A 17,490-nucleotide genomic window follows, 5' to 3' on the forward strand; every position below is an offset into this window, starting at 1 on the left:
AGCCCGCTCCCATGCTGATGGTGAATCTCGGTGCCGTGCCGAACTGGTCGTCATGGTTTCTTGCCGTTGGCATTGCCGGGCGGAACCTACATCGCATCGATCACCCATTCGGTCTTCTGGGGGAACCAACACAGTGCGAATCTCGCAACACATCAAAACTCCCTTCGTGCGGCGGGTTGCGGCTGTCGCGGCCCTGATCTGCGGGTTCGCGCTGGTTTCGTCAGTCTCGGCGATATCTGTGGCACAGTCGTCGCCGGCGGAGAACGAGGGCATCGGTGTGCGCTTGCTCGAGGCGCCCTCGAACAACGGAAGTGACCCTCGCGCCCGGGTGTACATAGTCGATCACCTCAAGCCTGGGACGACCATCAACCGACGATTCGAGATCACCAACACCACAGACGAAAACGCCGAGGTACGTCTCTATCCGTCGGCGGCGGCGATCGACCGCGGCCAGTTCACGGGAGCCGCAGGCCAGGTCGCCAACGAATTGACGACCTGGACCACGATCAGCCCCTCGCACGTGAGCGTGGACGCGCATTCTGCGGCCGAAGCCGTCGCCACCATCGCAGTGCCGCCCGACGCGCCTCCAGGAGAGCAATATGCGGTTCTGTGGGCTGAAGTTCGCTCGGCAGCGACGCAGCAAACGCCGATCACACAGATCAGTCGAGTCGGAATACGGTTGTATCTCTCGGTGGGACCGGGCAATCCACCGGCGGCGGACTTCGCCATCGAATCACTTACTGCCGCGCGGTCCGACGATGGCACCCCGATCCTCCAAGCCAATGTCCGCAACACCGGGGGCCGAGCCCTCGACCTGAGGGGCAGTCTCTCCCTGAACGACGGGCCAGGCGGTCTGAATGCGGGGCCCTTTGCCGTCGTAGGAATCACCACACTGGCTCCCGGAACTGCTGGAGCAGTCGCCGCCACTCTCAGCAAGGACATCCCGTTGGGGCCCTGGGCGGCGTCGGTGACGCTCAAGAGCGGGCTGGTCGAACGCAGCGCCGAAACGCAAGTCACCTTCCCCGAGTCCGGAACCTCCGAATTTGCGGTGCCAGGACCGCGCTACCTCACCATCGCGCTCACCTGGCTCGGCGCACTCGCACTGCTCGGAGCCGTTATCGCGATCGCAATGCGCCGCCGGTCGAAACGCAACCGCGACCGCACCTGACAAGACGATGCGGGCTTCGGGGAGTTCTGTTCTCGCCTCTAACGCGTACCCATCGCCATCGGCGTGAGCCCGCGCGCAGGTGTCGTCCCGCACCTGTCCATGACCTCGAACAGCTTCTCGTGCATCCGGGCCGCCTGGGACGGGTCGAAGTAGCCGACGTTCAACGGATTCGCGCGGTTGTGCAGTTCGAGCGGGTCGGCCTGCAGGTCGTACATCTCGAACTGCGGTGGCGTGCCACCGGACGGGTCGAAATAGGCCGAGTACTTCCACCGGCGGTCGCGGATGGTCCGCATGTGGTTGGGCTGGGTGACGATGTTCTGCCCGTCCGGCGTGGCGCAGTTCTGGTCGTCGTACGTGAAGTGCAGGACGTCCTGCACCTCCGTGCCGGGTGATCCGGGGTTCGCAGCGGCGTCGTTCACGATCGGCATGAGGTCCACGCCCTTGAAGTCCCACGCGGACCGGTCCGGGACGTCCGCGAGCGTGGCGAGCGTCGGCACGACGTCGATCAGCGAAGCGAGCGCTCCCGTGTGCACAGGCTGGGGGAACAGCACCGGATTGCTGATCACCAGCGGCACCCGCAGCGTCTCCTCGTACGCGTTGAACACCTTCTGCCGCAGCCCGCCGTGCGACATGCCCATCTCGCCGTGGTCGGACATTCGGACCACCACCGTCGAATCCCGCATTCCCGGACGGGCTTCCAGGGCGTCGAGCACCGCGCCGATGTGCTCGTCGACCACCTTGTGCATGTACGCGTAGAAGTTGACGTAGTTGCGGGCCGCGTCGAGGCCGGGCAGCGGCCCCAGTCCGGCGGCGAGCAGCACCTGCGACTGGACCTGTGCGGTGGGCTTGAAGTTCAGGGCCAGGGACTCGTCGTACGTCGGCGGTAGGTCGATACCCTGCTCGAAGATTCCGGGCGCGTCGGAACCGTAGTTGTCGCAGGTGCCGTTGATGGCATCCCACGTCTGCGGGTAGGCGAGGACGTCGTGCGGATTGACGAAGGACACGACGAGCGCGAACGGTCGTTCGTCGTTCGGATCGAGACCGCGCAGGAAGTCGACGGCCTCTCCGGCGTAGCGGCTGTCGAGATCGGCGCAGCCGCCGCCGAAATGGTCGGGGTTGGTGTCCTGTCCACCCTCCGGCGGGGTCCAGCCCTGGAAGCCGTAGGCGGCGACGTCCGCGCCGGACGGGTCGCCGCCGTCGGCGCCCTTGCTCATGTGCCACTTGCCGCGGTAGTGCACGTTGTAGCCGGCGGATCCGAGGAGCCGGGCCATGTTCTGGATGTCCAGTGGCAGTGTCGGTTCGGTGGGGGAGACCGTCCCGCCCTCGGTGAGCGTGGCGGTGACGCCGTGCTGCGCGGGGTAGAGGCCGGTGAAGAACGTGCTGCGACTGGGCGAGCACATCGCGGCGTTGCAGAACGCGTTGTCGAACGACAGTCCGGTGTCGGCGAGGCGCTTGCGGTTGGGCAGGTTCTGCTCGGCCCATCCCGGCGGCCAGAGCATCGGTGCGCGCTCCTGATCGGTGATCATCACGACGATGTTGGGGCGGTGCGGGAGGCTTCCGGGCTGCGCCGCATGAGCCGGTCGGGGTGCCGCCGTGGCGTGTGTGGTCGCGCCGGCCATGCCTGCGACGAGGAGAGCGCCCGCGCCGCCGAGGAAACTCCGACGGGAGAACGGGTGGTCGAGGGTGTCGTGAGTCGGTTCGCTCAGGGAGTCCATGGCTGATCTCCGTCCAGGAAGCGATCGCTGAATCCAGGCGCTCGGGTCGCCATTCTGTCCTAGGATTACGCCCTCTACCTGCGGTTCGGGCAATTGTCGGGATCGAACCCTGGACTTACATGGACTTCCAACTATAGGATGAACGACGAATGGTGGAGGTGACGCACGTCTCCTTCACGGCTCCGTGACGACCAGCAAAGGACGGGTTCGGACAATGAGCGTTCGAGAGCTCTCCCATTTCATCGGCGGCAAGCGCATCCCCGGCGCGTCCGGCAGATTCGCCGACGTCTTCGACCCCAACACCGGGCAGGTGCAGGCGCGGGTTCCACTCGCCGACCAGTCCGAGACCGAGGCGGCGATCGCGAACGCGGCCGACGCTCAGAAGGAATGGGCGGCGTGGAATCCGCAGCGACGGGCCCGTGTCCTCATGCGGTTCCTGCAGCTGATCCAGGACGAGATGGACCCGCTCGCCCGGCTGCTGTCGTCCGAGCACGGCAAGACCATTCCGGATGCGAAGGGTGACATCCAGCGCGGCCTCGAGGTGGTCGAGTTCGCCACCGGTATCCCGCACCTGCTCAAGGGCGAGTACACCGAGGGTGCCGGTTCGGGCATCGACGTCTACTCGATGCGTCAGCCGCTCGGCGTCGTCGCCGGCATCACGCCGTTCAACTTCCCGGCGATGATCCCGCTGTGGAAGGCCGCGCCGGCTCTCGCGTGCGGAAACGCGTTCATCCTCAAGCCGTCCGAGCGGGACCCGTCGGTGCCGCTGCGTCTGGCCGAGCTGTTCCTCGAGGCCGGCCTGCCGCCGGGTGTGTTCAACGTCGTCAACGGCGACAAGGGTGCCGTCGACGTCCTGCTGACCGACCCGCGGGTCAAGGCCGTCGGCTTCGTCGGCTCCACGCCGATCGCGCAGTACATCTACGAGACCGCCGCCGCGCACGGCAAGCGCGCGCAGTGCTTCGGCGGCGCCAAGAACCACGCGATCGTCATGCCCGACGCCGACCTCGACCAGGTCGCCGACGCCCTCGTCGGTGCCGGCTACGGCTCGGCGGGTGAGCGTTGCATGGCGATCTCGGTCGCGGTGCCCGTTGGTGAGGAGACCGCGGACGCGCTCGTCGCGAAGCTCACCGAGCGGGTCGGCAAGCTGAAGATCGGTCGCTCGGACGACGAGACCGCCGACTTCGGTCCGCTCGTCGGCTCGGACGCCCTGGCCCGTGTCAACGGCTACGTGCAGATCGGTGTCGACGAGGGCGCCGAGCTCGTCGTCGACGGGCGCGGCTTCGCCCTCGACGGGCACGAGGGCGGATTCTTCGCCGGCGCAACGCTGTTCGACCGCGTCACCCCGGAGATGCGGATCTACAAGGAGGAGATCTTCGGTCCGGTCATGCAGGTGGTGCGCGCCCACGACTACGAGGAGGCGCTGCGCCTGCCGTCGGAGCACGAGTACGGCAACGGCGTCGCGATCTTCACCCGCGACGGCGACACCGCCCGCGACTTCTGCTCGCGCGTCGAGACCGGCATGGTCGGCGTCAACGTGCCGATTCCGGTGCCGATCGCATACCACACGTTCGGCGGCTGGAAGCGCTCCGGCTTCGGCGACCTCAACCAGCACGGCCCGGACTCGATCCGCTTCTACACCAAGACCAAGACGGTGACCCAGCGCTGGCCCTCCGGCGTCAAGGAGAACGCCGACCACTTCGTCATCCCCACGATGGACTGACGCGGTGAAGAAGTACGTGCCGAGCTGGCATGACGACGAGGTCAGGGCGCTCTCCGAACTTGCGGCCGGATTCTTCGAACGTGAGGTCGTCGCCAACAACGAGAAGTGGGAGGCGCAGCGGCACATCGATCGCGATGTGTGGCTGACGGCAGGCGAGCTGGGGCTGCTCTGCTGCTCGATTCCCGAGGAATACGGTGGCGGCGGTGGAACGTTCGCACACGATCTCGCGGTGTTCGAGGCACAGGGCTACTCGGGTGATCTGGCGTTCGGGATCTCCGTGCACAGCGGAATCGTCGCGCACTACATCAACGAGTACGGCACCGAGGAGCAGAAGAAGACCTGGCTTTCCGGAATGGCATCCGGGGAGATCCTGGGCGCCATCGGGATGACCGAACCGGGTGCCGGGTCCGACCTCAAGGCCATCCGGACGACCGCCCTCAGGGACGGCGACCACTACGTCGTCAACGGTTCGAAGACGTTCATCACCAACGGTTCCTCCGCCGACGTGATCGTCCTGGCCGTCAAGACCGATCCGAAGGCCGGCGCCAAGGGCGTGTCCTTGCTGATCGTCGACCTGCGGGACTGCCCCGGATTCGCGGTGGGACGGGTGCTCGACAAGGTCGGTCAGCACGGCGCGGACACCTCCGAGCTGTCCTTCTCCGATGTCCGGGTTCCCGTGTCGAACCTGTTGGGGGAGGAGGGGCAAGGGTTCGGTCAGCTCATCGCCCAGCTCGTCCAGGAGCGATTGATCATCGCCGCTCAGGCGTCGGGGGCGATGAAGCGGGCCGTGGAGGAAACGGTCGCGTACGCCAAATCGCGGCAGGCCTTCGGACACAGCCTCTTCGAATTCCAGAACACTGCCTTCGAACTCGCCGAGTGCCAGACGATTGCACGAACGTGCGAGGTATTCCTCGACCACTGCATCCAGGAACACCTGAGGGGCGACCTCGACGCCGCGGAGGCAGCCATGGCGAAGTACTGGCTCACCGAGCAGCAGTGCGAGGTCGTCGACCGTTGTGTGCAGCTGCACGGAGGCTACGGGTACATGCGGGAGTACCTCATCGCCCGCATGTACGAAGACGCGCGGGTGCAGAAGATCTACGCGGGTGCCAACGAGGTCATGAAGGGGATCATTGCGAAATCTCTCTGACGACGGCGGACACAGCGTCAACCCGACGACGAACTAGGAGCGAAGGCAATGTTCAGACTTTCCGACGACGAGCGCGCGATCAGTGACACCGCGCGCGACTTCGCCGCGGAATACCTGGCGCCCAACGCGATCGAGTGGGACCAGAACAAACACTTCCCGGTCGACGTGCTGCGCAAGGCCGGGACCCTCGGCATGGGTGGCATCTACATCCGCGAGGACGTGGGCGGCTCGGGTCTCACCCGTCTCGACGGCGTCCGGATCTTCGAGCAACTCGCCACCGGTTGCCCGTCGATCGCGGCGTACATCTCGATCCACAACATGGTCACGTGGATGATCGACGAGTTCGGCGACGACGAGCAGCGTCGACGCTGGGTGCCGGGGCTGGCCTCGATGGAACAGCTCGGCAGCTACTGCCTCACCGAACCCGGCGCGGGATCGGATGCCGCGGCCTTGTCCACCAAGGCCGTTCGTGACGGCGACGACTACCTGCTCACCGGCGTCAAGCAGTTCATCTCCGGCGCGGGCACCTCGGACGTGTACGTCGTCATGGCACGGACGGGCGACGCAGGCGCTCGGGGCATCTCGGCGTTCATCGTGCCGAAGGATGCGCCCGGACTGTCGTTCGGCGCCAACGAGAAGAAGATGGGCTGGAACGCCCAGCCCACCCGGCAGGTGATCCTCGACGAGGTCCGGGTGCCGGCGGCCAACCTGCTCGGCGGCGAGGGCGAAGGCTTCCGCATCGCGATGAAGGGCCTCAACGGCGGACGGCTCAACATCGCCGCCTGCTCGGTGGGCGGCGCGCAGGCCGCGCTCGACAAGGCCGTCGCCTACCTCGCCGAGCGGAAGGCGTTCGGCTCGGCGCTGATCGAGTCGCAAGCACTGCAGTTCCGGCTCGCCGACATGCGAATCGAACTCGAGGCCGCCCGCACCCTGCTGTGGCGGGCCGCGGATGCCCTCGACGCGGACACCGCCGACAAGGTGGAGTTGTGCGCGATGGCGAAGCGGTTCGCCACCGATACCGGGTTCACCGTCGCGAACGACGCGCTGCAGTTGCACGGCGGTTACGGCTATCTGGCGGAATACGGATTGGAGAAGATCGTGCGAGATCTGCGGGTGCACCAGATCCTGGAGGGCACCAACGAGATCATGCGGGTCGTCGTGGCCCGCTCGGTGGTCGGATCGGCGGGCGCAGCGTGAGCGAAGCGAACGGAGCAATCCCGAGCAGCGGCGTGAGCGAGCCGGAAGTCGTGGTCGAGCGCGTCGACGGGCTCGGTCGGATCACCCTGAACCGGCCCAAGGCGATCAACGCCCTCAACCACGCGATGGTGCGGGCGATGGCGTCCGCGCTGCTCGAGTGGGCGGACGACGACTCCGTCCGAGCGGTGCTGCTCAGCGGTGCCGGCGAGCGCGGGCTGTGCGCGGGCGGCGACATCGTCAGCATCTACCACGACGCCCGCGAGGGCGGCAGCGGGTCGAAGGACTTCTGGCGCGACGAGTACGTGCTCAACGCGGCGATCGCCCGCTACGGCAAGCCGTACATCGCGATCATGGACGGCATCGTCATGGGCGGCGGCGTCGGCGTCTCGGCGCACGGCAGCGTCCGGATCGTCACCGAACGGTCGACGGTCGGCATGCCCGAGGTGGGCATCGGATTCGTCCCCGACGTCGGTGGCACGTACCTGCTGTCGCGGGCGCCCGGCGAGCTCGGCACCCACGTCGCGTTGACGACGGCCCGACTCGACGCGGGCGACGCGATCGCCTGTGGCTTCGCCGACCACTTCGTCCCGTCCGACCGGCTCGCGGAGTTCGAGCGGGCCCTCGCCACCGGAACGGTGGAGGACGCGATCGCGCAGTGCGCACAGCAGTCGCCGGAGTCGACACTGGCGGCGCAGCGCAGCTGGATCGATGCCGCATACGCGGCCGACACCGTCGAGGAGATCGTCGCCAACCTGCAGAGCAGCGGCATTCCGGAGGCCACGGCCGCCGCCGACCAGATCCTCGCGAAGTCGCCGACCGCCGCGAAGGTGACGTTGCGGGCGCTGCGGCAGGCGCGCGAGCTCGACAGCCTCGAGGCCGTGCTCGATCAGGAGTATCGGGTGTCGTTGGCGTGCCTGGGATCCCACGATCTCGTGGAGGGCATCCGTGCGCAGGTGGTAGAGAAGGACCGTAACCCTGCATGGTCGCCGTCGAGCCTCGAGGCGGTCACCGATGAACACGTGGATCGATTCTTCGAGCCGCTCGGCGAGGCCGAACTCGGCCTGGCGGCGACGATCACGAGCGAGCGCTCGTGAGTGGGGAGGAAGCAGCGATGAGTACAAGCGACATCACCGTCGGATTCGTCGGACTCGGGCACATGGGTGGTCCGATGGCCGCGAACCTGGCGAAGGCCGGCTACATCGTGCGGGGCTTCGACCTCGCGCCGGCCGCGCTCGAACAGGCCGAGCGCGACGGCATCACGGTCGTCGGATCCGCTGTCGAGGCCGCCACCGACGCCGACGTCGTGATCACGATGCTGCCCAGCGGCAAGCATGTGCTCGGCCTCTACGAGGGTGGGCTGCTGGCCGCGGCGCGCCAGGGCACGCTGTTCGTCGACTGCTCGACGATCGACGTCGCCGACGCCCGCGCCGCCCACGAGTTGCTCGAACAGGCCGGGCACCGCGGAATCGACGCGCCGGTCTCCGGCGGTGTCATGGGCGCGGCGGCCGGCACGCTCGCGTTCATGGTCGGCGGCGACGACGAGGACTTCGAGGCGGCCCGACCGCTCCTCGAGGTGATGGGCCGCAAGGTCGTGCACTGCGGCGGCCCCGGCGTCGGCCAGGCCGCGAAGATCTGCAACAACATGATCCTCGGCGTCTCGATGATCGCGATCAGCGAGGCGTTCGTGCTCGGCGAGAAGCTGGGGCTGAGCAACCAGGCGCTGTTCGACGTAGCGTCCAACGCGTCGGGCCAGTGCTGGGCGCTCACCACCAACTGTCCGGTGCCCGGTCCCGTCCCGGCGAGCCCCGCCAACAACGACTACCAGCCGGGCTTCGCGGCTGCGCTCATGGACAAGGACCTCGGACTGGCGGCGAACGCATTGCGCGCCAACGGTGTCGATGCCGAACTCGGGATGCGGGCCGCCGAGCTGTACCGGCGGTTCCACGAGACCGGTCACGGCGACGAGGACTTCTCGGCGATCATCAGGGACATCAGGGACAGGTCGAACGGAGACACTCGATGACGGACTACCAGACCATCCAGGTCGGCCGCACCGGCCGCGTGGGCATGATCACGCTCAACCGCCCGGAGGCGCTCAACGCGCTCAACGCGCAGCTGATGTCGGAGGTCGTCGCGGCCGTCGACGGCTTCGAGAAGGATCGCGGCATCGGCGCGATCCTGATCACCGGTTCGGAGCGCGCGTTCGCCGCCGGCGCCGACATCAAGGAGATGCAGAGCAAGTCCTTCATGGACATGTACCTGGACGACTGGTTCTCGGCATGGGACCGCCTGGCGGCGGCACGCAAGCCGATCGTCGCGGCCGTGGCCGGCTACGCGCTCGGCGGCGGGTGTGAGCTGGCGATGATGTGCGACGTGCTGATCGCCGCCGACTCGGCCAAGTTCGGCCAGCCGGAGATCAAGCTCGGCGTGCTGCCCGGTATCGGTGGCTCGCAGCGCCTCACCCGCGCGATCGGCAAGGCCAAAGCGATGGACCTGTGCCTGACCGGCCGCACGATGGACGCCGAGGAGGCCGAGCGTGCCGGTCTGGTCGCCCGCATCGTCCCGGCGATCGACCTGCTCGACGAGGCCATCGCGACCGCGTCGAAGATCGCCGACATGTCGCTGCCGATCGCCATGATGGTCAAGGAATCGGTCAACCGGGCGTTCGAGTCGACGTTGTCCGAGGGCGTGCGGTTCGAACGCCGAGTGTTCCACTCGGCGTTCGCAACCCAGGACCAGAAGGAAGGCATGGCGGCGTTCACCGAGAAGCGCGACCCCAACTTCGGTCACCACTAGCGTTTCACGAGACCGGCCCCGTATCGCGAGTCGATACGGGGCCGGTGGTCGTTCAGGGGCAATGCGTCAGTGCCACTTGCTCGGCCGGTCCCCGGTGTCGAAATCGCCTGCCTGGTGGCGCAGTTCGGTGAGGATCCGGATGAGCGAATCCAGCTTGTCGGGTGACAGTCCCGGCTCGGCGAATACCTTGGCGTTCAGTTCCTCGGTGGCGCGCACCGCCAGGTCCCGCCCCTCGTCGGTGATCTCGACGAGCGTCGCACGGCGATCGGTCGGATGCGGAACGCGGCGCACCAGCCCCGCGGCCTCGAGACGGTCGACGGCGTTGGTCACGCTCGTCGGATGCACCTGCAATCGGGCGCTGGCCTTCGCCATCGGGAGCGCGCCGCTGCGCGTGAAGGTCAACAGCGTGAGAAGTTCGTACCGCGAGAAGGTCAGCCCGAACGGTTTGAGGGTCTCCTCCACGCGCGCCATCATGATCTGCTGCGCGCGCACCAGCGACGTCACGGCGGCCATCCCGTCCGCCACCGCGCCCCAGCCGTGTTCGGTCCACTGACGGTGCGCTTCCTCGATCGGATCCAGTGGCAGCGGTGACGATGACGGCATGTCCCGATCATCCCACGCGGATCGGGGCGGATCGCGCACCCGTCGTCGTCTCTCGGTGTCCGGTTGTCCGGATATCCGGTGACCGGTTGTCGATGCCGGACTCGGTTGTGACCGACGCTAACGTCTGACGTCATGGCGAAGACGAGGGCTCCCGGCTCGGCTGCACCCGAGATGGCTGTCCCCAGCCGCACCCCGTGGGGGCAGCACGCGCTGTTGCAAGCCGTGTTCTTCCTGATGGGCGGCGAGCTTTTCCTCATCTCGCCGCTGCTGCCCACGATCGCAGCCGGATTTGGTACGAGCATCCCCGCGACCGCCTTGGTGGTCACGGCGTACGGGTTGACGTACGCGGCGGTCAGTCCCTTGCTCGGGGCGCTCGCCGAGCACCTGCCGCGCCGCCGCGTGATCCTCGCCGGTGTCGCGGTGATGGCGCTCGGCGAGGTGCTGTGCGCGCTGGCCCCGAACCTGCCGCTCATGGTGGCGGCGCGGATGATCGGTGGCGTCGGCGGTGCGCTCATGGGCCCGGCGATCTGGGCCTTCCTCGCCGAGACGGCGGTCCCGGCCGAGCGGGGGCGCGCGATCTCCCGCGGGGCGGCCGCCTATGCGGCCGGTCAGATCGTCGGTGTGCCGCTCGGTACCCTCGTCGCGGCCGGACTGGACTGGCGCTGGGCGTTCGCCGGTGTCGCGGTCGCGATGTCCGCGGTCGGGGTGGTGATCGCCCTGCGTCTGCGCGAGCCCGGTCGGGTCGTGGTCCGCCCGGACCGCGCCGCCACCGCGCTGGCGGCGTCCTTCGCGCTGTGGGCCGACCGTACGTTCCGGCTCGTGATGTTCGGAAACCTGTGCGCCCAGGCCGCGAGACTGGGGACCTACGCCTTCGCGGGCGCGCTGTTCGCGACGCGGTTCGGCTACCGCACCGAAACCCTCGGACTGATCGGCGCACTCGTCGGAATCGGCTCGTTCATCGGGTCGTTGGTGGCCGGCCCGCTCGTGGACAGGTGGCGCGCCGCGGGTCGCCGCGAACCCGTCCTGTGCGTCGGTTGGGGTCTGCTGCTCGCGGCCGCACTCGCGCTCGCGGTGCTCGCGCCGACGGGCTGGGCGAGCATCGCCGGGTTCATGGTCGCTTTCGCTGCGGGCTCGGCGTTCTTCAGCACCGGCCAGGTCTTCCTCACCTCGGAACTGGCCGAACGCCGAGCCGGCGCCGTGTCGTGGAACAACTCGGCGATGTACATCGGGACGGCAACCGGGACAGCGGTGCTCGGTGCCACCGGATTCGGCAGCACCGCGTTCGCGATCGGTTCCGTCGTGTTCGCGTTCGCGGCCACCGCGTGCAGTGCGCTGCTCGCGGCCCGGCGCGACTGACGTCGCTCACACCTCCAGGCGGGTGAACGCGACCATCATCGCCAGCGCGACCGCCAGGCACGCAGTCATGCTCGCCACGAGTGCCGTGCTGGTGTTGCCGAGCAGCCCGACAAACGGTGCGACGACGGCGCCGATCGCGTACTGCATCGATCCCAGGAGGGCCGCGGCGGTCCCAGCGGCCTCGCCGTGCCGGGACAGCGCGAGCGCCGGGGCGTTGGGCAGGACGAAGCAGACCGCGCCGAGCATGACCCACAACGCGGCGACGAATCCGGGAAGCCCACCGATCTCGAACCGGGCCACGACCACCGCGACCAGGCCGAGCGCGACCGCCGCGGTCAGTGACACCTGCACGATCTGCTGCGGCGACCAACGCCGGAGCAGGCGCACGTTGAGTTGGGTTGCCCCGATCATCGAGAACGCACCGGCGCTGAACACCAGCGCGAACTGCTGTTGGTCGAGCCCGAACTGGTCCTGGTACACGAACGGGGCACCGGAGACGTACGCGAAGAGCGCGGCCATCACGACGCTCGCGACGAGCGTGAGTGCGACGAAGGCGCGGTCGCGCAGCAGCATGCCGTAGGTGCGGAGCACCGGGCCGAGGCCACCGGGCCGGCGCCGCTCGCGCGGAAGCGTCTCCGGCAACGCGAACACGGCGACCGCCGCGATGGCTACACCGATCAGCGCGAGCACCACGAAGATGCCCCGCCAGTCCAGGGCCACCAGCAACGCGCCGCCGACGCTCGGTGCGATCACCGGCGCGACGCCGAGGACGAACATCAGACGCGAGATGACCTCCGCAACCCTGCTTCCGGAGAAGAGGTCTCGCACCATCGCCATCGTCACCACCGCGGCCGCGGCGGCACCGACACCCTGGAAGACGCGGAGGACACCGAGCATCGCGATGCTGCCGGCGAAGACCGTGAGCACCGCGGCGACGATGTGCAGCGCGATTCCGGCGACCAGAGGTCGCTTGCGGCCCAGCGTGTCCGACAGCGGACCCACCACCAACTGCCCGAGCGCCAGCCCGATCAGCGTGCCGGTGATCGTCAACTGGGCGCCCGACGACGAGGACTGCAGGGCCGACGCGATGTCCGGCAGGGCCGGCAGGTACATGTCGATCGTGAAGGGCCCCAGCGCCGTCATGGTTCCGAGCGCCACGATCGTGCCGAGACGTGGCTTCTCGCCCCCGTCGGTGGTGGAGTCCGGGGCGGACGGCGTCGGTGGTCGCAGCGTGTCGTCGGCAGTCATGCGCAGACGATGTCGAATGTCTTCTCGGTCATGCCAGTTTCATCCCACAGGACGGAATCCGGGTGCAGTCGATCCGGTACTGGTCCCGGAACACGAAACGGGCCGGACTTGTTCAGCCCGGCCCGTTCCGTGTGCGGAAGATGTCAGCTCAGGGAGCTGAGCTGCTCGATGAGCGGCATGATGGTCTTGACGAGGTCGATGACGGCGCTGATTGTGCTGAAGGAACCCATGTTTCAGTCCTCTGAGGTGATCTGGTGGATGTGGCCCGACGCCACTGGCGGTAAAACTAGCACTTGATCGGGAGATTTGGGCGAACAACACGAAAATACTTGGACGTTTGTTCAATCCAATGTCGTTTTCCGCGTGGGGAACCGGACGAATGCCGGAATTCCCTGCCAGGGCTCCGTCGCGTGGTGTAGAACAGGGCTTCGGCGCCCGTCCGGCGTCCACGTACGAGGGGGATCGGTGATGCTGTCCGCACGGGGACGAGGCGAGGAGTCGGCCGGATACGGCGTTCTCGGAATGGGGATGTACATCCCGCAGCGGGTGTCGACCAACGCCGAGATCGCCGCCGCCGCGGACGTCACCGAAGAGTGGATCGTCGCGAAGACCGGCGTGCTCGAGCGTCGACGGGCCGCGGTGGGGGAGAACACCGCGGACATGGCAGCAGAGGCCGGGCGACTCGCGCTGAAGGATGCCCGCGAGACGGATTTGACCCCGGATGCCGCGGAGGAACCCGGGATGCTGATCGTGGCGACGTCCACGCCCGATCGTCAGGTGCCGGCGCCGGTTTCGGACGTACACGCCAGGATCGGGTTGGGCCCCATGCCGGCACTGAGTCTGGACGGAGGCTGTGCCGGCTTCGCGCAGGCGATGGTGACCGCCGAGGCGTTTCATCGGACGGGGCAGGCGCAGACCGCGCTGGTGGTCGGAGCCCACCGCATCGAGAACTTCGTGGTGCCCGCCGACCGGAAGACCACACCGTTGTTCGGCGACGGGGCGGGCGCCTACCTGATGGGCCCCGTCCCGCCCGGCTACGGCATCCTCACCAGTCACCTCGTCACCGACAGCACGTTCGTCGAGGCATTACGAACCCCATATCGCACACCGGATTCGGCGGGTGTCGAACCACTGCACATGGACGGTTACGTGCTGGTGGACGTGTTCGTGCGGGAGATCCCGGTACTGCTCCGGCAGTCGCTCGACGAGGTGGGGCTCGCGATCTCGGACATCGACCACCTCTTCGTGCACCAGGCCAACGTCCAGATGGTGCGGACCCTCGGGCAGGTGCTCGGACTCGAGGCGGAGAAGGTGCCGACCAACGGTCGGTGGGTGGCGAACACGGCCTCGGCGTCGTTGCCGATCACGACCGTCATGTCCGCGCGAGAGCGAAGGATCGAACGCGGGGACATCGTCGTGATGGTCACCGCGGGTGCAGGCGTCAGCGGCGCCGTGATCGTGATGAGGTGGTACTGACATGACGGACGGGAAGCGGACCGCGGTGGTCACCGGTGGCGCCGGCGGGATCGGGTCGGTGATCTGCGAGCGCCTGGCGACCGACGGCTTCGACGTGGTGATCGCTTACTGCGCCAACGAGTCCGGTGCGCAGGAGACCGCACGCAGGTGCCGCGACGCGGGTGTGGACACGGTGATCGTGCAGGCCGACCTGTCCGAGCCCGTCGGCGTGCGGACGGTGGTGGGCGCGGCCGTCGACCGGTTCGGGCGCCTGGACGCGTTCGTGCACAACGCCGCGACCGCGGTGTTCGGTTCGCTCCCCAAGCTGGCGTCCGAACGGCACGACGAGTACTTGCGAGCCTTCGCGCTCAACACGCACGCGTTGCTGGTCGCGGCGGCCGAGTGTGCGCAGCGGATGGAGGACGGTGGCCGAATCGTGAACATCTCGTCGGTCTCCACGGTGCAGGGACTGTTCGGCGGGGCGGCGTACGCGGCAAGCAAGGCGGCGGCCGAATCGATCACCCGCACCGCCGCCACCGAACTCGGCGGACGCGGGATCACCTGCAACACAATTCAACTGGGTCTGGTCGACACCCCGACGGCGCGGGAGGTCACCAATCAGCAGGTGCTCGACTTCTACGCCATGCAGGCGCCGGTCCGCCGCGTCGGCGAGCCCTCGGACGTGGCCGCCATGGTGAGTCATCTGGTCGGTGCCGAATCCGCCTGGCTCACCGGGCAGACCATCGGCCTCAACGGGGGATATCGGTTCTGATGTCGCAGAGCACGATCAGCAGAACGCTCGGGGAGGCCGAGTCCGAGGGCCTCGCACACTGGCTCGCGGACCGCCTGCCCGGTGCGGGCGCGGTGACGATCGCACCGCTCGCGCAGACCGCGGGCCGCAGTCACGCGGTCTACCTGCTGACCCGCGGCGACCTGCGTTGGGTGCTGCGCGTCGCGCCGAACCATCGTGAGGCGTCGGTCGGCGGCGCCTTCGATCTGAGCCGGGAAGGACGGATCCTCGACGCGCTCACCGGCACCGGCGTCCCGCACCCGGCCGCGGTCGTCGTCCGTGACGATTCGGCGCCGACCCGCCGGGATTTCCTCGTCAGCGAGTTCGTCGACGGAATCACCCTCGACCGGTCGTTGCCGCAGCACTACGCCAACGAGCGCGATGCCCGGGCGATCACCGACTCGATCGTCGACACCCTGGCCCGGGTGAACGCGGTCGACTGGCGCTCGACGACGCTCGTCGACACCACGCGGCCCGACGGCTACCTCGCGCGGCAGTTCGACAAGGCGGCATCGATGCTCGAGAAGTTCCGCACGCGTGACATCCCGATGTTGGAAAGGCTCCTCAGCGGGCTCCGCCGGGATCAGCCCGCGGACTACCGACTCGGTCTGATCCACGGCGACTACAGTGCGATGAACATCATGGTGGACCGCGAGCGGGCGGCGGTGAAGGCCGTCCTGGACTGGGAGACCGCGACCGTCGGCGATGCGATGGTCGACATCGGGTACCTCACCGCACGCTGGGCCAGACCCGAGGAGGATCCGCTGATGGCGGCGTTCGCGCTCGGTGGCGGCGACCCGGCTGCGCACGACCTGCTGCCCTCGCGCGGATACGTCGCCGAGCGGTACGCCGAGGCCAGCGGTCGGCCGATGGACCTGCTGCCGTTCTATCAGGGGCTGGCAATGGCGCGACTGGCCGTGGTGCTCGAGGGCCGGGTGGCCGCCGGTCGGCGTCGGGGGCGGACCGAGATGGCCGATATGTTCGCGACAATGGCCGACGGCTGCGCCGCGCACGGTCTGCGACTGGCGGGTGTCGATGCCTGAGCCGCTGCTCGCCGGGGTGCGGGTGGTCGAGAGCGCGAGCCTGCTCACGGGCGCGACGGTCGGGATGTTGCTGGCCGACCTGGGCGCCGACGTCGTGAAGGTCGAACCGCCACACGGTGATCTGATCCGCTGGGCGCTGGGGCAGGTGACCCCCGGCTACAGTCCCGCGCACCTGCAGCTGAACCGCAACAAGCGATCGGTCACCCTCGACATGCGTGCGCCGGAGGGCGCGGACCTGTTCCGGCGGCTGGTCGAGGGTGCGGAGGTGCTCGTCGACGGCAACGCACCCGGCACGCTCGTCAAGCTCGGGCTGTCCGATCGGGTTCTGGCGCAGATGAATCCGGGACTCGTACACTGTTCGGTCAGCGGCTACGGCGCGAGCGGGCCGTATTCGGCGATACCGACGCACGGTCTGATGATGAGTGCGCTGGTGGGGGCCAACCCGACGACGGTGACGCCCGACGGCGGACTGGTTCAGGCCGAGCCGGAGGGGGCGTCGATCAGCGGGCGTGGCGGCGACGCCGCCAGCGCGGCCGGCAGCGCTGCCGCGATGCAGATCTGCGCCGCACTGGTCCGCCGGGGACGTCGAGGCGTCGGCTGCCGGATCGACGTCTCCGGCGCCGACGCACTGCTGGCGCAGTCGATGATCCCGGTTGTCTACCAGGCGAACCGGGACCGCATCGCCGACACCACGACACTGCCGTTGCTCAGTGACGGCACGAGCGGCCCCCGATACCGGTTGTACGCGACCGCCGATCGTCGTGCGGTGGCCTTCACGGCACTGGAGCCGAAGTTCTGGGCCAGGTTCTGTCGCGCCGTCGGCCGGGAGGATCTGATCGACGCGCGGCCGGACGACGCCGCCCTGGAACCGCCACTCACGGAGGTCTTCTCGACGCGGACGCAGCAGCAGTGGCTGGACCTCGCGATCGCGTCCGGTATCGCGATCGGTCCTGTCCGCAGCACGCTCGACGAGATCTCGGGCGACGAGCACCTGCGGCGCCGAGGTGTCTTCGTCGACGGTGACCATCCCGTCGCGGGGCCGTTCACCTACGTGGGCCTGCCGGGCCTGATCGACGACGCGTCGCTCGCTGTCCGACTGCCCGCTCCGGGCCTGGGGGAGCACAACGACGTATTCGCCTCGGGCTGGCCCGACTGACCGGGACACCCGCGGTGTCGGGCGGGTGTACCGCCCGGGAAAAGACGTAGAGGCCGGCCCCTCGTGGGACCGGCCTCTACGCGTCGTGCGGGG

General features: G+C 68.3%; 15 protein-coding genes. 12 read left to right on the forward strand and 3 right to left on the reverse strand.

The window, feature by feature from the left end:
- Window positions 1–133 precede the first annotated feature (133 nt).
- Entirely contained in the window at window positions 134–1,168 is a 1,035-nt protein-coding gene (locus ACQ5DX_RS06705) for a peptidase (RefSeq protein ID WP_430331890.1), read from the forward strand.
- Between the two features lie 38 nt (window positions 1,169–1,206).
- Here the strand turns inward: ACQ5DX_RS06705 and ACQ5DX_RS06710 are convergent, their stop codons facing one another.
- On the reverse strand, window positions 1,207–2,883 hold the full coding sequence (locus ACQ5DX_RS06710; RefSeq protein WP_430331891.1) for a sulfatase-like hydrolase/transferase: 1,677 nt from the start codon (window positions 2,881–2,883) through the stop codon (window positions 1,207–1,209).
- Between the two features lie 214 nt (window positions 2,884–3,097).
- Here ACQ5DX_RS06710 and ACQ5DX_RS06715 point away from each other — a divergent pair, with 214 nt between their 5' ends.
- From ACQ5DX_RS06715 to ACQ5DX_RS06740, 6 genes are read left to right on the forward strand one after another with little or no spacing between them, the layout of a single operon-like run.
- Complete coding sequence (locus ACQ5DX_RS06715) at window positions 3,098–4,603, forward strand: CoA-acylating methylmalonate-semialdehyde dehydrogenase (protein WP_430331892.1); 1,506 nt, start codon at window positions 3,098–3,100, stop codon at window positions 4,601–4,603.
- Between the two features lie 4 nt (window positions 4,604–4,607).
- Complete coding sequence (locus ACQ5DX_RS06720; protein ID WP_430331893.1) at window positions 4,608–5,753, forward strand: acyl-CoA dehydrogenase family protein; 1,146 nt, start codon at window positions 4,608–4,610, stop codon at window positions 5,751–5,753.
- A 48-nt stretch (window positions 5,754–5,801) separates the two neighbouring features.
- The gene (locus tag ACQ5DX_RS06725) at window positions 5,802–6,950 is read left to right on the forward strand and encodes an isobutyryl-CoA dehydrogenase (protein WP_430331894.1); all 1,149 of its coding nucleotides are present in this window, start codon (window positions 5,802–5,804) and stop codon (window positions 6,948–6,950) included.
- 32 nt (window positions 6,951–6,982) lie between these two features.
- On the forward strand, window positions 6,983–8,044 hold the full coding sequence (locus tag ACQ5DX_RS06730; RefSeq protein ID WP_430331895.1) for an enoyl-CoA hydratase/isomerase family protein: 1,062 nt from the start codon (window positions 6,983–6,985) through the stop codon (window positions 8,042–8,044).
- 17 nt (window positions 8,045–8,061) lie between these two features.
- A complete protein-coding gene (gene mmsB / locus ACQ5DX_RS06735) occupies window positions 8,062–8,973 on the forward strand; it encodes a 3-hydroxyisobutyrate dehydrogenase (RefSeq protein ID WP_430331896.1) in 912 nt (303 codons plus the stop codon).
- Complete coding sequence (locus ACQ5DX_RS06740) at window positions 8,970–9,746, forward strand: enoyl-CoA hydratase (protein ID WP_430331897.1); 777 nt, start codon at window positions 8,970–8,972, stop codon at window positions 9,744–9,746. The genes mmsB and ACQ5DX_RS06740 overlap by 4 nt, the downstream gene beginning before the upstream one ends.
- A 66-nt stretch (window positions 9,747–9,812) precedes the next feature.
- Here the strand turns inward: ACQ5DX_RS06740 and ACQ5DX_RS06745 are convergent, their stop codons facing one another.
- Window positions 9,813–10,349 carry a MarR family winged helix-turn-helix transcriptional regulator gene (locus tag ACQ5DX_RS06745; RefSeq protein WP_430331898.1) on the reverse strand — a complete coding sequence of 179 codons (537 nt, stop codon included), beginning with the start codon at window positions 10,347–10,349 and terminating at the stop codon, window positions 9,813–9,815.
- Between the two features lie 132 nt (window positions 10,350–10,481).
- On the opposite strand from ACQ5DX_RS06745, the gene ACQ5DX_RS06750 reads away from it, so the two are divergent.
- On the forward strand, window positions 10,482–11,705 hold the full coding sequence (locus ACQ5DX_RS06750) for an MFS transporter (protein WP_430331899.1): 1,224 nt from the start codon (window positions 10,482–10,484) through the stop codon (window positions 11,703–11,705).
- Window positions 11,706–11,711: 6 nt separating this feature from the next.
- Here the strand turns inward: ACQ5DX_RS06750 and ACQ5DX_RS06755 are convergent, their stop codons facing one another.
- Window positions 11,712–12,953, reverse strand: a complete 1,242-nt coding sequence (locus tag ACQ5DX_RS06755) for a multidrug effflux MFS transporter (RefSeq protein WP_430331900.1) — start codon at window positions 12,951–12,953, stop codon at window positions 11,712–11,714.
- A 468-nt stretch (window positions 12,954–13,421) separates the two neighbouring features.
- On the opposite strand from ACQ5DX_RS06755, the gene ACQ5DX_RS06760 reads away from it, so the two are divergent.
- Genes ACQ5DX_RS06760 through ACQ5DX_RS06775 form a run of 4 tightly spaced genes read left to right on the forward strand, consistent with a single transcriptional unit; the run spans window position 13,422 to window position 17,397 of the window.
- The gene (locus tag ACQ5DX_RS06760) at window positions 13,422–14,429 is read left to right on the forward strand and encodes a 3-oxoacyl-ACP synthase III family protein (protein WP_430331901.1); all 1,008 of its coding nucleotides are present in this window, start codon (window positions 13,422–13,424) and stop codon (window positions 14,427–14,429) included.
- A gap of 1 nt (window position 14,430) precedes the next feature.
- On the forward strand, window positions 14,431–15,180 hold the full coding sequence (locus tag ACQ5DX_RS06765; RefSeq protein WP_430331902.1) for an SDR family oxidoreductase: 750 nt from the start codon (window positions 14,431–14,433) through the stop codon (window positions 15,178–15,180).
- Window positions 15,180–16,241: a phosphotransferase family protein gene (locus ACQ5DX_RS06770; RefSeq protein ID WP_430331903.1), complete on the forward strand. Its 1,062-nt coding sequence runs from the start codon at window positions 15,180–15,182 to the stop codon at window positions 16,239–16,241. Before ACQ5DX_RS06765 ends, ACQ5DX_RS06770 begins: the two co-directional genes overlap by 1 nt.
- A complete protein-coding gene (locus ACQ5DX_RS06775; protein WP_430331904.1) occupies window positions 16,234–17,397 on the forward strand; it encodes a CaiB/BaiF CoA transferase family protein in 1,164 nt (387 codons plus the stop codon). Before ACQ5DX_RS06770 ends, ACQ5DX_RS06775 begins: the two co-directional genes overlap by 8 nt.
- The last annotated feature ends 93 nt before the right edge of the window (window positions 17,398–17,490 follow it).

Source organism: Rhodococcus sp. ACT016 (assembly GCF_050477185.1).
In the GTDB taxonomy this organism is placed as follows: domain Bacteria; phylum Actinomycetota; class Actinomycetes; order Mycobacteriales; family Mycobacteriaceae; genus Prescottella.

Excerpts from the sequence above, each read along its gene's own strand:
- ACQ5DX_RS06710 (WP_430331891.1), bottom strand. The coding sequence starts at position 2,883 with ATGGACTCCCTGAGCGAACCGACTCACGACACCCTCGACCACCCGTTC.
- ACQ5DX_RS06715 (WP_430331892.1), top strand. The coding sequence starts at position 3,098 with ATGAGCGTTCGAGAGCTCTCCCATTTCATCGGCGGCAAGCGCATCCCC.
- ACQ5DX_RS06725 (WP_430331894.1), top strand. The coding sequence starts at position 5,802 with ATGTTCAGACTTTCCGACGACGAGCGCGCGATCAGTGACACCGCGCGC.
- mmsB (WP_430331896.1), top strand. The coding sequence starts at position 8,062 with ATGAGTACAAGCGACATCACCGTCGGATTCGTCGGACTCGGGCACATG.
- ACQ5DX_RS06740 (WP_430331897.1), top strand. The coding sequence starts at position 8,970 with ATGACGGACTACCAGACCATCCAGGTCGGCCGCACCGGCCGCGTGGGC.
- ACQ5DX_RS06745 (WP_430331898.1), bottom strand. The coding sequence starts at position 10,349 with ATGCCGTCATCGTCACCGCTGCCACTGGATCCGATCGAGGAAGCGCAC.
- ACQ5DX_RS06750 (WP_430331899.1), top strand. The coding sequence starts at position 10,482 with ATGGCGAAGACGAGGGCTCCCGGCTCGGCTGCACCCGAGATGGCTGTC.
- ACQ5DX_RS06755 (WP_430331900.1), bottom strand. The coding sequence starts at position 12,953 with ATGACTGCCGACGACACGCTGCGACCACCGACGCCGTCCGCCCCGGAC.
- ACQ5DX_RS06760 (WP_430331901.1), top strand. The coding sequence starts at position 13,422 with ATGCTGTCCGCACGGGGACGAGGCGAGGAGTCGGCCGGATACGGCGTT.
- ACQ5DX_RS06765 (WP_430331902.1), top strand. The coding sequence starts at position 14,431 with ATGACGGACGGGAAGCGGACCGCGGTGGTCACCGGTGGCGCCGGCGGG.
- ACQ5DX_RS06770 (WP_430331903.1), top strand. The coding sequence starts at position 15,180 with ATGTCGCAGAGCACGATCAGCAGAACGCTCGGGGAGGCCGAGTCCGAG.
- ACQ5DX_RS06775 (WP_430331904.1), top strand. The coding sequence starts at position 16,234 with ATGCCTGAGCCGCTGCTCGCCGGGGTGCGGGTGGTCGAGAGCGCGAGC.